We start from the raw sequence: 14,486 nt of genomic DNA, 5'->3' as shown, positions 1-14,486 counted from the left end.
ATGGACCGCTTCAACCTGTCGCGCTGGGCGATCCGTCACCCCGCGCTCGTCGGCTTCCTGATCGCGTTGCTGTTCGCGGCCGGCGCCGCGCAGTTCTTCGTGCTGGGGCGCGACGAGGATCCGACCTTCACGCTGAAGGAAATGATCGTCGCGGCGTCGTGGCCTGGTGCGTCGCCGGCGCAGATGCGCGCGCAGGTCGCGGACCCGATCGAACGCCGGCTGCGGGCGACCGAAGACCTCGATTTTCTCCAGACCTACTGCGTCGACGGTCGCTGCGCGATCCGCGTTTCGTTGAAGGACAGCGCGCCGAAGGACCGCGTGCCGGTGATCTGGCAACAGGTCCGCAAGCAACTGAAGGATCTCGAGCCGGGGCTTCCCGCGGGGGCGACGGTTGCCGCCGACGACGACTATGCCGACGTCTACGGCTATGTCTTCACGCTGACCGGCGCGGACAATGCGCGGCTGGTGGCGTTGGCCGAGCAGGCGCGCGACGCGATGCTCCGCATCCCCGGCGTGGGCAAGGTGCAGATCACCGGCGAGGTACCGCGCCGGCTGTTCGTCGATGTCGACTCCCGCCGGCTCGCCGCGCTGGGGTTGTCGCCGGACGCCGTCGTGCAGGCGCTGGCAAAGCGCAGCAGCGTCGCACCCGCTGGGGTGGTCGAGCGGTCGATGCGCGTCCCCGTCCGGATCGGCGGTACGGTCGACGGCGTCGACACGGTAGAGAGCACCGCCATTCCCGGCGCGGACGGCGCGATTCGCGTCGGCGACGTCGGCGTCGTCAGCAACGGCTATGCCGATCCGCCCGACGGGCTGGTCCGCCATGCGGCGAAGCCTGCGGTCGTGCTGGCGATCGCGATGGCACCGGGTGCCGACGGACTGGGTTTCGGCAAGCAATTGTCGCAGGTCGCCGCCACGTTCGGCCGCACGCTGCCCGCCGGGATCACGATGACCCAGGTCGAGGACCAGAGCCAGAACATCCGCGAGGCGGTGAACGCGTTCCTCATCAAGTTCTTCTGCGCGCTGACGGTGGTCCTGCTAGTCGCGTTCGTGACGCTCGGCTGGCGGACCGGCGTGGTCGTCGCGCTGTCCGTCCCACTGACGCTGGCGATCGTCGCGCTGTTCATGGGGGCGAGCGGGATCGGGCTCGAGCGGATTTCGCTCGGCGCGCTGATCCTGTCGCTCGGGCTGCTGGTCGACGATGCGATCATCAGCGTCGAGGCGATGGTCGTCCAGCTCGAAAAGGGCGCGAGCCGGGCCGATGCCGCCGCGTATGCCTGGACGCACACCGCGTTCCCGATGCTGACCGGCACGCTGCTGACTATCGTCGGCTTTCTGCCGGTCGGGTTCGCGCAATCGACGACCAGCGAATATGCCGGCGGGATCTTCTGGGTGACCGGGTCGGCGTTGCTGGTCAGCTGGGTCGTCGCGGTCGTGTTCACGCCGTATCTGGGTGTGCGGCTGCTCCCCGAGGCGCACGCGCATCACGACGCGGACGCGATGTACGACACGCCGGTCTATCGACGACTGCGCAGCGTCGTCGATGCCTGCATGGCGCGGCGCAAGACGGTGGTCGCGGTGACCGCGGCGCTGCTGGTCGCGAGTCTCGCCGGCGCGATGCTGGTTCGCCAGCAATTCTTTCCCGTATCGGACCGTCCCGAGATCATCGTCGACGTCAGCCTGCGCCCGGGGTCCTCGCTCGCGGCCACCTCGGCGGCGGTGAAGCGGATCGAGGCGAGCATCGCCAAGAACCGCGATATCGCGCAGGCCGACAGCTATATCGGCCAGGGCTCGCCGCGCTTCTATCTGCCTTACGGTCCCTCGCTGCCCGACCCGGCGACCGCGACGATGGTGCTGGTCGCGACCGACCTTCACGCGCGCGAACGCGTCATCGCGCGGCTGCTCGCGAACCACGCGTCCCCCGAGGCCAAGCTCCACATCCGCCGCCTGTCGCTCGGGCCGAGTGCGGGCTTTCCCGTGCAATACCGCGTGATCGGCCCCGATCCGGAAATGTTGCGGACCATCGCCGCACGACTGGAGGCGGTACTGCGCACCACGCCGGGGACGACCGCGGTCCAGGCGGACTGGGGGACGCCGTCGGTCGCCCTGCGGCTCGATCTCGACGCCGAGCGGGTCGCGCGGCTCGGGCTCGATCGCGCGCGGCTGGCGGGCGACGTCGCGACGATGATGTCGGGCCAGCCGGCGGGCGACGTGCTCCGCGGGACCAAGCGGATCGGCATCGTCGTACGCGGCACGGCGGCGGATCGCGCCGATCCGGGGCGGCTCGCCGATATGGCGGTGAGCACGCCGGGCGGTCCGGTCCCGCTAGGCCAGGTCGCGCGGATCGGCGCGACCACCGAACAGCCGATCCTGTGGACGCGTAACGGCGAACTCTGCATGACCGTGCAGGCCGACATGACCGGCGACGTGCAGGCGTCCGAAGTCGTCGACGCCGCCGCCGCGCGCGTCGCCCCGATCGCGACCTCGCTGCCCGCTGGCTACCGGATCGAGGATGGCGGCGACAGCGAGTTGTCGGCCAAGGCGAACGACGCGATCTATGCGCTGCTGCCGGTCACCTTCGCGCTGATGCTCGTGCTGCTGATGATCCAGTTGCAGAGCATCGGCCGCACCTTGCTGGTGCTCGCGACCGCGCCGCTCGGGCTGATCGGCGCGGTGGTCGCGCTGGTCGTGACGGGCGCGCCGTTCGGGTTCGTCGCGTTGCTCGGGCTGATCGCGCTGGCGGGGATGATCATGCGCAACTCGATCATCCTGGTCGATCAGGTGACGCACAACCAGGCGGACGGCATGGACCTGCACGCAGCGATCCGGGCCGCGACGATCGGCCGCTCGCGCCCGGTCGTGCTGACCGCGCTGGCGGCGGTACTCGCGTTCATTCCACTGTGCTTCAACATCTTCTGGGGGCCGATGGCGATCGTGATGATCGGCGGGCTGATCGGCGCGACGATCCTCACGCTGGTCGCCCTGCCCGCGCTCTACGCGCTCGCATTCGACCGCACATCCAGCCTTCCGCAGCAGGACCACCACGATGCATGATCCGAAAATCACGCGGGCATTGCCGCTGCTGTTCGCCGCCGCGCTGGCGGGGTGCACGGTCGGCCCGAACTTCACGCCCCCCGCGCAGATCCTGCCGCCCGTCTGGCAGGGGGCGACCCCGGCGTCGGCTAGCACCGATGCGCGCTGGTGGCGCAGCTTCGACGATCCGGTGCTCGACGCGCTGGAGGCGCGCGCGGGCTCGGACAACCTCGATATCGCGGCGGCGATCGAGCGGATTACCGCCGCACGGATCGAACGGGGACAGGCCCGCGCCGCCGGGGCGCCGCAGGTCGAGGGTCAGGCGGGCTACAGCCGCGAGCGGGTCGGCACCGCGGGGATCGCCTCGGTGACGCAGACGCTGCTCGGCGTCACCCCGACGACCGCCCCGCCGAAGGGCGTCGACTTCGATCTCTACAGCGTCGGCGTCGGCGCAAGCTGGGAGCTCGACCTGTGGGGCGGTCATCGTCGCCAGGCCGAGGCGGCGCAGGCGTCGGTCACAGCCACCGAAGCCGCCGCGCGCGGCGTACGCCTCTCGATCGAGGCCGAGGTAGCGCGCAGCTATGTTCAGCTCCGCGGCCTGTGGGAAGAACGCCGCATCGCGCAGGACGGCGTCGGGCTCGCCGAGCGCAACGCCGCGATCGCGCGCGCACTGCTGGACCGCGGTCTCGCGACGCCGATCGATCTCGCGGCGACCGAGGAGAAGCTGCGTGCGCTGCACGGCGATATCGTCGAGCTCGACCATCAGGCGGCAACGACGCAGCGCGCGCTGGCGATCCTGGTCGGGGCCACGCCGGATACCGTCCCGTTCGACCGCGCGACCCTGGCACCCCTCAGGGCGCTCCCGATGACGGCAGCGCGTCTGCCCTCCGAGGTCGCGCGGACCCGCCCCGATATCGTCGAGGCCGAAGCGCGGCTTCATGCCGCGACCGCGCAGATCGGCGTCGCGCAGGCGGATTTCTATCCGAAGATCAGCCTGACCGGGCTGTTCGACATCGACGTGCTGAACCTGGCCGATTTCGGCTGGAACGCGCGCAGCACGAGCATCGGCCCCAGCCTGTCGCTACCGATCTTCTCCGGCGGGCGCTTGCAACGGCAACTCGACCTGCGTCGGTCCGAAGACCGCAGCGCTGCGATCGCCTACCGCCAGACCGTCCTCAACGCCTGGCGCGAAGTCGACGACGCGCTGTCCGCAACGCGCGCCGCAACCGAACGCACCACGCTCTACGATCGCGATCTGGCGTCGCGGCGGCAAACGGTCGCGATGGTCGAGGCGCGCTACGCCCGCGGCGATATCGGCGCACTGCCCCTGCTCGACACGCGCCAAGCCGCACTAACGGCAGAGCTCGCGGTCGTTCGCCAGCGCGTCGCGTCGACGCTCGCGCACATCCAGCTCCACCGCGCGCTTGGCGGCTAGGCCCGATGCCGCGCATCGCCACCAAGTCGTCGCATTCGGGTATGCGACGATCGACCGCGTCAGTCCTGCTCGAGCCCTTGGATGATCGCGCGGTTCACGTCGATCAGGCCGTCGATGTCGTCGCGACCGGCCACGACCGTGCTCGTGAAGCGATCGACCCACAGGCCGAGCGATACGATCGAGGCGCGCAGTGAATCGGGCAGGCGGTTGCCGCGCGCCGCGCACGCCGTCGAGAAGGCGTTCCAGACCTCGCGGTTGCGGAACAGGATCGCGGTCAGCGGGACGCCGACCACGCCGGCATCGCGTGCGGCGATCATCTCGCCGGTGATCTGGCGCATCAGCCGGCATTCGGTCGCGCGCGGGCTCTCGGTAATCGTGCGCGTGCGCTGATACGCGTTGAGGGACATCGGGGATGTGGACATCGGGCAGCTCCGTTCGGTCTTTCCCCTATTCTAGGACGCAGCAGCGGCCGGCGGTGCCGGTTGCGTCCTATAAGATGGTCATGTCCCACTGCGGGGTTCCACACAGGTCCGCTGCGGGCGGCACCACGGGACGCCATTTAGCCGGAAAGCCCGTCCATGCAGACCATCCTGCCTCACCAGTTGCCGCACGCCCTGGATGGCCATCGCGGACTGTCGATGCTGTCGCTCGATTGTTTCGATACGCTGTTGTGGCGCGATACCCACAGGCCGGCCGATATCTTCACGTTGCTCGACGGCGTGTCGCCCGACCAGCGGATCCGGGCGGAGGCCGCGGCGCGGAAAGCGCGATTGCTGGAGCATCGCCGCTCGGGCGAAGTCACGCTGCGCGAAATCTACGCGGCGCTGCTCCCCGATGCCGATACCGCCACGCGCGAGCGCTATGTGAACCATGAGATCCTGGTCGAGGCGCAGCATTGCTACGCGTTCGCGCCGACGGTGGCGCTGATGCGCGAAGCCAAGCGGCGCGGCCTGAAGGTCGTGATCATCAGCGATACCTATCTCGAACGCGATCAGCTCGAAACGCTGATCCGCGCGGCGGCGGGCGATGAGGTCGCGGACCTGATCGACCGGATTGTCTGCTCGTGCGAGCATCGCAGTGCCAAGGCCGAAGCGCTGTTCGACACCGTCCTGCGCCAGACCGCGGTCCGCGCCGACCGCATCCTGCACATCGGCGACAACCCGGTCGCGGACGCAGTGTCCGCGGCTCGCCACGGCCTGCGCGCGCTGCATCTGGTCCAGTTCACCGAAACCGCGGTCCAGCGTCACCGGCTCGAGCGCAGCGTCGCCACGCTCGTCGCCGGGCCGGACACGGATGCGATCTTCCAGCCGCACCGTGCCGCCGTCGCACTCGGCGAGCCCGCGATCGAGGATCCCGCCGCGGCGCTCGGGTTCGCCACGTTGGGCCCGATCATGACGCCGTTCGCGCACTGGATCGCGACCGAAGCGGACGCGAACCAGGCCGAGCGCGGCGGCACCACGCACCTGCTGTTCCTGATGCGCGACGGCTTCTTGCCGCGGCTCGTGTTCGACGCAGCCTTTCCCGATCGCACCACGCACGCCGTCGAGATCAGCCGCTTCACCGCGATCGCCGCGGGGCTCGGCCGCGACGGCGCCGCGCGACGGTTCGTGGTCGACGAGATCGGCGACGGATCGGGCAAGGATTTCCTTCGCCAGCTGCTGATCGACGCGGACGAAGCCGACGCGCTGGTCGCCGACGCCGCGACCAAGAACGGCGCCTATTCGCTCGCCGAAACGATCGGCGCCGCGCCCTGGGCCGAGCGCATCGCACACCGTGGACGCGCGTTCGCCGACCGGCTGATCGCCTATATCCGCGCCCTCGTCGATCCAGCGCCCGGCGACACGCTGATGCTCGTCGATCTCGGCTATAACGGCAGCGTCCAGAACAATATCGAAGCCGTGCTGTCCGACGCGTTCGGGGTGCATGTCGCCGGCCGCTACCTGCTGCTCGCGGAGACCTTGCCGAGCGGGCTCGACAAATGCGGCATGATCGATGCGACCACCTACGACCAGGGCGTGCTCGACGCACTGATCGGATCGATCGCCGTCGTCGAACAGCTCTGCACCGCGTCGCAGGGGTCGGTGATCGACTATGCGGACGGCGTCGCGGTCCGCGGCACGCCCGGTATCAAGGGCCAGCAAAGCGAAGCGCGCGAACGCGTCCAGGCGGGCTGCGTCGTGTTTGCGCAGGCGGAGCGGTCGGCGACGATCCGCCGCCATGATCGCGACGCGGCCACGACGACGCAACCGGCGGCGGTCGCCGCACTGGCCCGGTTGCTGTTCCTGCCGCTCCCGCACGAGATCGCGCTGTTCGCCCGCTTCGAACACGACGCCAATCTCGGTACCGATCACATGATCACGCTGTTCGATCCGGCGACCGCCAGCCGCGGCCTGCGCGAACGCGGGCTGTTCTACCTGAAGAACAGCGACCGGATGTACCTGCCCGCCGAACTGCGCGGCCAGGGCCTGCCGACCAGCCTCGCCTATCTCGCGCAGCGCCGCTTCGGGCTCGACCTCCGCTATGCCGATTTCTGCGATTCCGGGATCGATATCCCGGTGCTGATGGTCGACGGGCAGGATGCGTTCGCGGACAGCGTGCGCGCGACGCCGACGCACGACGGCTATCACGTCGCCGCGATCCCGGTCGGCGCGTGCCGTTACACGGTCGGCGTGCAGTTCGGTCGCGAGCATGAATGGCTGCAGATCGAGTCCGCGCATTTTCTCCCGGTCGAGGCGTTCCTCGTCGGCGACGCCAGGGCCAGCGCCCGGGCGGTCCCCGCGATGCCGTCGTGCGAAGGGCTCGAACAGGTCGCCCCGCATCTGTTCCAGTGCACCGACCCCGACGCGTTCCTGATGGTCCCGCCGCCCCCGCTCACGCCCGGCAGCGAGACCGTCCCGATGATGCTCGCGATCGTCTTCCGTCCGCTCGTGCCGCGCGATCCCGTCGCGCCGCGCACCGACCAGAACGCCCCCGTCCTCGCAGGAGCCGTCGCATGAGCGAGCTGCTGATCCATTCGATGGCCGAATTCTCGGCGACCATCCTGGCGTGCCTGAATGCGGCGGACGCGCGCGACGTTGCCGAGATCGGTGCGGAGTTCGGCGGCATGTCGCACCGGCTTGCGGATCACCTCGCGCCGATCGACGGGCATCTGACGAGCATCGACCCCTCCCCCGCGCCCGGCTTCTCCGCCTGGGCCGCCGCCACGCCCTGCGTCCGCCATATCGCCCAGCCGAGCCTCGACGCGGTGCCTGGGTTGGCGGGGATCGATGCGTGGCTGATCGACGGCGATCACAATTATCACACCGTCTCGCGCGAACTCGCCGAGATCGACCGGATCGGACGCCGCGACGGCAAGCCGCTGCTCGCCTTCCTCCACGACGTCGGCTGGCCGTGCGCGCGCCGCGACATGTATTACGCGCCCGACCGCATTCCCGCCGAGCACCGCCATCCGCACAGCTACACCGCGGGCGCACTGCTCGATCGCGACGACCTGACCCCCGGTCGCGGTTTCCGCGGCATGGGCCAGTTCGCGTTCGCGTTGCAGGCCGGCGGCCCGCGCAACGGCGTGCTGACCGCAGTCGAGGATTTCGTCGCCGACGCCACCGCCGACGGTCGCGCGCTGGCCTTCGCCTATCTCCCCGCGGTGTTCGGCCTTGGCGTCGTGTTCGCTGCCGACGCACCCTGGAGCGAGGCGGTCGCGGCGCTGCTGCTACCCCTGCACGACAATGCGTTGCTCGCGCGGATCGAGGAAAGCCGCCTGCGCAACTACCTCGCGGTAATCGATTGGCAGGACGGCCACATGACGCGTGACCATCCGGTCGCCGCTTAATGCCGCACGCCGGACCGAAGGCCCTGCGGCCCTCCTATAACAACATAAACCCGGTACGAAGGAACGGTCGCGGACCATGGTAAATGGTATAGGTTTCATCATCATCCTCGCCTGCGTGTTCGGCAGTTTCATCTGGTCCGGCGGCAAGATGGATATCGTGATGCACGCGCTGCCGCACGAGCTGGTCGCGATCGGCGGCGCGGCGATCGGCGCGTTCATCGTCTCCAACTCGGTGCCGACGGTGAAGCAGGCCGGCAAAGGTCTGCTCCGCACCTTCAAGGGCGGTCGCTGGACCGAGAGCGACTATCGCGACCTGCTGACTCTGTTGTTCGGACTGCTGTCGACGTTCAAGCGGAGCGGCGCGATCGGGATCGAGCCGCATCTGGATACGCCGGCGGAAAGCCCGATCTTCAGCCGCTATCCGCGTATCCTGGCGGACCATCATCTGGTGGCGTTCATCTGCGATTATCTGCGGATGATGACGGTCAGCTTCGAGGATCCGCACCAGATCGCCGAGGCGATGGATAACGACATCGAGAACCATCACCATGAGGAACTCGCGCCGCAGCACGCGCTCCAGCTGATGGCCGACGGCCTGCCCGCGATCGGCATCGTCGCCGCGGTGCTCGGCGTCATCAAGACGATGGGATCGATCGACCAGCCGACCGACGTGCTCGGCGCGATGATCGGCGGCGCGCTGGTCGGCACCTTCCTCGGCGTGATGCTCGCTTATTGCCTGGTCGGCCCGCTTGCCGCGAAATTGCACGAGACGATCGACGCCGACGCCAAGCCGTTCCTGATCGTCAAGAGCGCGATCGTCGCGCACGCGCAGGGGCTGCCGACGCAGGTCGCGATCGAGATCGCCCGCCGCATGACACCATCGACGAAGGCACCGACCTTCCAACAGTTAGAAACCGCCCTCGAGGAGGCGAAAAATGATTTCAACGCTCTCACCGCCTGACATGGCACTCGCCGCCACCGGAGACGTGCCAGAGGAGGATCGCACGGTCGTCCTGCCCGGCCAGTGCACGACGGTTCACGCGCAGGACATCGGGGTACGCCTGGTCCTCGCGGCGGATTTCGACGGCGACATCGTGATCGACGCTTCGGGGGTCGAGAGCATCGGCCATGCGACGCTGCAGTTGCTGGTCGCCGCGCATGCCGATGCGATCGCCAACGGCCACAGCTTCACCATTGCCGCGCCCAGCCCCGCATTCGTGGAGCGCGTGACGGCCTGCCGACTGGCCGATGCCATCGGTCTCGACAACCAGAAGGAAATCCATTCGTGAGCAAGACCATCCTTACCGTCGACGACTCGGCGAGCATGCGGATGCTCCTGAAAGCGTCGCTGACCGCGCAGGGCTTCACGATCGAGGCGGCCAATGACGGCCGCCACGGTCTCGAGCGGATGCACGAGGTCAAGCCCGACCTGCTGATCACCGACATCAACATGCCGGAGATGGACGGGTTCGAACTGATCGAGGCGGTTCGTGCAGTGCCCGAATTCCGCGGCCTGCCGATCCTGGTCCTGTCGACCGAATTCTCCGACGAGAAGAAGGCCCGCGCACGCGGCGCCGGCGCGACCGGCTGGATCACCAAGCCGTTCGACGCCGCCAAACTGGGGACGGCGATCCGCCGGGTATGTCCATGAGCGACGATCTCGACGATATCCAGGCGATCTTCTTCGAGGAATGCGCCGAAGGTCTTACGACCGCCGAGACCGGCCTGTCCGCGATGAACGCGGGCGACGTGTCGGCCGGCGTGATCGCCGGCGTGTTCCGCGCGGTCCATTCGATCAAGGGTGGCGCCGGCGCGTTCGGCCACGCCGCGCTGACCGCCTTCTCGCACCGGTTCGAGAACGTCCTCGACGAGGTTCGCGCCGGCCGCATCGCGCCGACCCCCGGCGTCACCGGCGTCATGCTGACCGCGTTCGACATCCTGTCGGATCACGTCGCGGCCGCGCAGGGCACGCGCGGCCTCCCGAACGATGCCGCAGCCCTGGAGGCGCTCGACGAGGTCCTCAAGAACGGCGGCGCGCCGGATGCGGCCGCGCCTGTCGCCGCCCCCGCCCCTGTGGAGGTCGATGCCGATCCGTTCGGCTTCGTGCCGATCGCCGGCGCGATCGAATCGTTCGATCCGTTCGGGTTCGAGCCCGTCGGCGTCTCGCTCGACGACTTCGACAGCGCCCCCGACGTGGCTGCGCCCTGGACGGTGACGTTCCTGCCGTCCAACGCCGCGCTCTCCAACGGCGGCGAGCCGATGCTGATCATCCGCGAACTCGAACTGCTCGGCGGCTCGGTGATCGGCGCGGACCTGTCGCGGCTGCCTTCGCTCCGCGACATGGATCCCGAGCACAGCTATATTGGCTGGACCGTCAGCGTGCCCGCGGCGATCGAGGAATCGGCGATCACCGACTGCTTCGATTTCGTCGATCCGGATTCGGTCGTGAGCATCGTCCGCGGTGACAGCGTCGCCCCGGCAGCCCCCGCTCCGGTAACGCAGGCGCCGCCGCCCGTCGCACCGGTCGTGTCGATCGCCAGCATCGCGCCGCCCGCCGCTCCCGTTGCCGCCAAGGTAGCCGCGCCGGTCAGCCCGGAGGCGCCACGCGTCGAGCCCGCATCGCAGACGATCCGCGTCGAACTGACCAAGCTCGACATGCTGCTCAACCTGGTCGGCGAGCTCGTCATCCGCGGCTCGATCCTCGCCGATCGCCTGAGCCCGAAGGACCAGGAACGCGTCGAACTGCCGCAGCTCTCGCGGCTGACGCGCGAGATCCAGGACACGGTGATGTCGCTGCGCGCGCAGCCGATCAAGCAGTCGTTCAGCCGCGTGCCGCGCATGCTGCGCGATCTGGCGACCGAAACCGGCAAGCTCGTGACGCTCGAGACGACCGGCGAGATGACCGAGGTCGACAAGGGCGTGATCGAGAAGATCGGCGATCCGCTGACGCACATGATCCGCAACGCGGTCGATCACGGCATCGAGAGCCCGGCCGACCGGATCGCCTGCGGCAAGCCCCCCGAGGGGACGATCCGCCTGTCCGCCGAACAGAAGGGCGCGCGGATCTTCGTCCGGGTCGCCGACGATGGCGCCGGTATCGACCGCGTCCGCGTTCGCGCCAAGGCGGTCGAGAAGGGCATCGTCGCTGCCGACGCGGTCCTGTCCGACGAGGAGATCGACCAGCTGATCTGCGCACCCGGATTTTCCACCGCGGAGACGATCTCGAACATCTCGGGGCGCGGCGTCGGCATGGACGTGGTCCGCTCGAACGTCGAGGCGCTCGGCGGTCGCGTCGAGATCAGCTCGGTACCCGGCAAGGGCACCACCTTCACGATGGTGCTGCCGCTGACGCTCGCCATCCTCGAGGGAATGATCGTGCGGCTCGCCGGCCAGCGCTTCGTGCTGCCGCTCGCCAACGTCGTCGAGACGGTCCAGCCCGAACCCGGCCAGGTCCGCCCGACCACCACCACCGGCGAGGTGATCGAACTGCGCGGCAACTACGTCCCCGTCCGCCGTCTTACCCGCACCTTCGGGTTCGCCGACAACGACGCCCGCTCGCCCGAGGAATCGCTGGTGATCATCGTCGAGAGCGAGACCGCCGGCCATGTCGGGCTGATGGTCGACACGATCGACGACCGCCGCGAGGTCGTCATCAAGAGCCTCGAGCAGAACCTGCATCCGATCCGCGGGCTCGGCGGCGCGACGATCCTCGGCGACGGCTCGATCGCGCTGATCCTCGACATCGAAGCGCTCGTCGGTCCGTCTTCCTCCGTTCGCCACATCACCAAAGGACTCGCCGCATGACCACGACCAACGCCCCGGGTGAACGCAAGATCGTCACCTTCTCGCTCGGCACGCAGATCTTCGGGATCGACATGTCGTCGCTGATCGAGATCCGCGAATGGGACGAGCCGACCCCGCTTCCCGGCGTCCCCGACTATATCAAGGGCGTCACCAACCTGCGCGGGACCGTCGTCCCCGTGATCGGCCTCGCCGAGCGCCTCGGATGGGAGCCCAGCGCGATCCACTCGCGGTCGTGCATCCTGGTCGTCAGCATCGCCGGCAAGCAGGCCGGGTTCCTGGTCGACGAAGTGTCGGACATCGTGCTGATCGACGCCAACGAGATCCGCCCCGCGCCCGACGTCGAGATCGGCGAACCCAGCGTGATCGCCGGTCTGGTCAAGACGCAGACCCGCGCCTCCGAAGCGCAGGGCGCTGCCGGCGACATCATGGTCCTGCTGCTCGATCTCGAGGCGCTCGGTCTGACCCGGCAGATGGATATCGCGGCGTGACCACTGCCACCCTGCCAGGTGGAGCCGACGTCGCAGGCTCGGGGAGCGGTCCGCCGCTCGCCGCCGCCGAGTTCGCCGCGATTGCGACGATCATGCAGAGCGACGCTCGGATCCACCTGACCGATATCAAGAAGACGCTGGTCCACGGCCGCCTGTCGCGTCGCCTGCGGATGCACGGTCTCGGCAATTTCCGCGACTATGTGCGTCTGGTCCAGACCAACAAGGAGGAACGCGCGGCGATGGTCGTCGCGCTGACCACCAACCACACGCATTTCTTCCGTGAAAACCATCATTTCGAGCATTTCCGCAACGTCGTCATCCCGACGCTCAAACAGCGTGTTCGGCAGGCGCCGGTACGGATCTGGTCGGCGGGCTGTTCGAGCGGCGAGGAAGTGTATTCGATCGCGATGTGCCTGCTTGGGCGCGACCGCTCGGCAGCCGGCTGGCTGCGCGACGCCGACCTGAAGCTGCTGGCGACCGACCTCGCACCGCATGTCGTCGAGAGCGTCCGCCGCGCGACCTATGCGGAACAGACCGTCGCGGCGATCCCTGCCGACTATCGGTCGGCTTGGGTCAAGCCTGCTCCCGGTGGCGAGTTCGAGATCGCCGCGGAGGCGCGCGCGCTGGTCCAGGCGCGCGTGCTCAACCTGTTCGACGCCTGGCCGATGCGCCAGCGCTACGACGCGATCTTCTGCCGCAACGTGATGATCTATTTCGACGATCGCGCGAAGGCCGAACTCGAGGAGCGGCTGGTCGACCTGCTCGTCCCCGGTGGCCACCTGTACATCGGCCATTCGGAACGGCTGTTCGGGTCCGCCGCGCAGATCATGCAGAGCTGCGGCCAGACCATCTACGTCAAGCAAGGGGGACAATAATGCGGCGCATCCGTACGCTGATCGTCGACGACAGCGCGGCGATCCGCGCCGCGCTCAACCGCGTGCTATCCGCCGATCCCGAGATCGAGGTGGTCGGCATGGCCCCCGAGCCGAGCATCGCGCGACAGATGATCAAGGATCTCGAACCCGACGTCATCACGCTCGACATCGAGATGCCGGGGATGGACGGCCTGTCGTTCCTCGAACGCATCATGCGGTTGCGGCCGATGCCGGTCGTCATGTGCTCGACGCTGACCGCGCAGGGTGCGGCGGTGACGATCGAGGCGCTCCGGCTGGGCGCGGTGGACTGCATCGCCAAGCCGTCGGGCAATCCCGAGGAGCTGGCGCGCGATGCGGCCTTGCTGCGTGCGACGGTCAAGGCCGCGGCACGGTCTGCGGTCCGCGTCACGCCGACCGTCCGTCCCGCAAAGATGACGGTGCAGTCGCGCGACGACGTGGTGATCGCGATCGGCGCATCGACCGGCGGCGTCGAGGCGCTGTTCTCGCTGCTCGCGGCACTACCGCCCGGTTGCCCGCCGATCCTGATCGTCCAGCACATGCCCGGCACGTTCACCGCGAGTTTCGCCGAACGGCTCGACCGCGAATGTCGGATTACGGTGCGCGAAGCGGTCGACGGAAGCCCGTTGATGCCTGGAACCGCCTATATTGCACCTGGTGGGCCGCGACACATGGAGCTCGTCGGTGGTGCCAAGGGGGTTGTTCGCCTCAAGGCCGCCGATCTCGTCAGCGGCCATCGTCCGTCGGTCGACATCCTCTTCCGGTCGGTCGCCAAACGCGGCGCCCAGGCGGTCGGGGTGATCCTGACCGGGATGGGATCCGACGGTGCCGAGGGGCTGTTGCAAATGCGCCAGGCTGGCGCGAGGACCTTCGGCCAGTCGAAGGACACCTGCGTGGTCTACGGCATGCCGCGGTCGGCGGTCGAACTTGGCGCGGTCGAGCGTGAATTGAGTCTGTCTGCACTGCCCGAGGCGATCCTCGCGGCGTGCGGCAAGTAAACACAGGGA

Annotated in this window: 12 protein-coding genes; 11 read left to right on the top strand and 1 reads right to left on the bottom strand. The window is 68.6% G+C overall.

Annotated elements, in window-relative coordinates; genetic code table 11:
• Positions 1 to 3,051: an efflux RND transporter permease subunit gene (locus ASG20_RS17250; protein WP_056055728.1), complete on the top strand. Its 3,051-nt coding sequence runs from the start codon at positions 1 to 3 to the stop codon at positions 3,049 to 3,051.
• On the top strand, positions 3,044 to 4,465 hold the full coding sequence (locus ASG20_RS17245) for an efflux transporter outer membrane subunit (protein ID WP_056055725.1): 1,422 nt from the start codon (positions 3,044 to 3,046) through the stop codon (positions 4,463 to 4,465). The genes ASG20_RS17250 and ASG20_RS17245 overlap by 8 nt, the downstream gene beginning before the upstream one ends.
• A gap of 59 nt (positions 4,466 to 4,524) precedes the next feature.
• Here the strand turns inward: ASG20_RS17245 and ASG20_RS17240 are convergent, their stop codons facing one another.
• Positions 4,525 to 4,887, bottom strand: coding sequence for a flagellar biosynthesis regulator FlaF (locus tag ASG20_RS17240; protein ID WP_404969223.1), 363 nt, complete (start codon positions 4,885 to 4,887; stop codon positions 4,525 to 4,527).
• Between the two features lie 156 nt (positions 4,888 to 5,043).
• On the opposite strand from ASG20_RS17240, the gene ASG20_RS17235 reads away from it, so the two are divergent.
• The 9 genes from ASG20_RS17235 to ASG20_RS17195 all read left to right on the top strand — a co-directional run bounded on the left by ASG20_RS17235 (position 5,044) and on the right by ASG20_RS17195 (position 14,477).
• On the top strand, positions 5,044 to 7,461 hold the full coding sequence (locus ASG20_RS17235; protein WP_056055719.1) for an HAD family hydrolase: 2,418 nt from the start codon (positions 5,044 to 5,046) through the stop codon (positions 7,459 to 7,461).
• Entirely contained in the window at positions 7,458 to 8,294 is an 837-nt protein-coding gene (locus ASG20_RS17230) for a class I SAM-dependent methyltransferase (protein WP_056055716.1), read from the top strand. Before ASG20_RS17235 ends, ASG20_RS17230 begins: the two co-directional genes overlap by 4 nt.
• Before the next feature lie 76 nt (positions 8,295 to 8,370).
• Positions 8,371 to 9,255, top strand: coding sequence for a flagellar motor stator protein MotA (gene motA / locus ASG20_RS17225; protein WP_056055714.1), 885 nt, complete (start codon positions 8,371 to 8,373; stop codon positions 9,253 to 9,255).
• Positions 9,230 to 9,583, top strand: coding sequence for an STAS domain-containing protein (locus ASG20_RS17220; RefSeq protein WP_236698794.1), 354 nt, complete (start codon positions 9,230 to 9,232; stop codon positions 9,581 to 9,583). Before motA ends, ASG20_RS17220 begins: the two co-directional genes overlap by 26 nt.
• Positions 9,580 to 9,945: a response regulator gene (locus ASG20_RS17215; protein WP_056055708.1), complete on the top strand. Its 366-nt coding sequence runs from the start codon at positions 9,580 to 9,582 to the stop codon at positions 9,943 to 9,945. Before ASG20_RS17220 ends, ASG20_RS17215 begins: the two co-directional genes overlap by 4 nt.
• Positions 9,942 to 12,098 (top strand): chemotaxis protein CheA, encoded by a 2,157-nt coding sequence (locus ASG20_RS17210; protein WP_056055705.1) that lies wholly within the window; start codon positions 9,942 to 9,944, stop codon positions 12,096 to 12,098. The genes ASG20_RS17215 and ASG20_RS17210 overlap by 4 nt, the downstream gene beginning before the upstream one ends.
• Positions 12,095 to 12,586 carry a chemotaxis protein CheW gene (locus tag ASG20_RS17205; RefSeq protein WP_056055703.1) on the top strand — a complete coding sequence of 164 codons (492 nt, stop codon included), beginning with the start codon at positions 12,095 to 12,097 and terminating at the stop codon, positions 12,584 to 12,586. Before ASG20_RS17210 ends, ASG20_RS17205 begins: the two co-directional genes overlap by 4 nt.
• Positions 12,583 to 13,461, top strand: coding sequence for a CheR family methyltransferase (locus ASG20_RS17200; protein WP_056055700.1), 879 nt, complete (start codon positions 12,583 to 12,585; stop codon positions 13,459 to 13,461). The genes ASG20_RS17205 and ASG20_RS17200 overlap by 4 nt, the downstream gene beginning before the upstream one ends.
• Entirely contained in the window at positions 13,461 to 14,477 is a 1,017-nt protein-coding gene (locus tag ASG20_RS17195; RefSeq protein ID WP_056055696.1) for a protein-glutamate methylesterase/protein-glutamine glutaminase, read from the top strand. Before ASG20_RS17200 ends, ASG20_RS17195 begins: the two co-directional genes overlap by 1 nt.
• Positions 14,478 to 14,486: the final 9 nt, after the last annotated feature.

Origin of the sequence: Sphingomonas sp. Leaf198 (assembly GCF_001424005.1) — a bacterium.
In the GTDB taxonomy this organism is placed as follows: domain Bacteria; phylum Pseudomonadota; class Alphaproteobacteria; order Sphingomonadales; family Sphingomonadaceae; genus Sphingomonas.
This window is presented reverse-complemented; position numbering and strand designations above follow the sequence as displayed.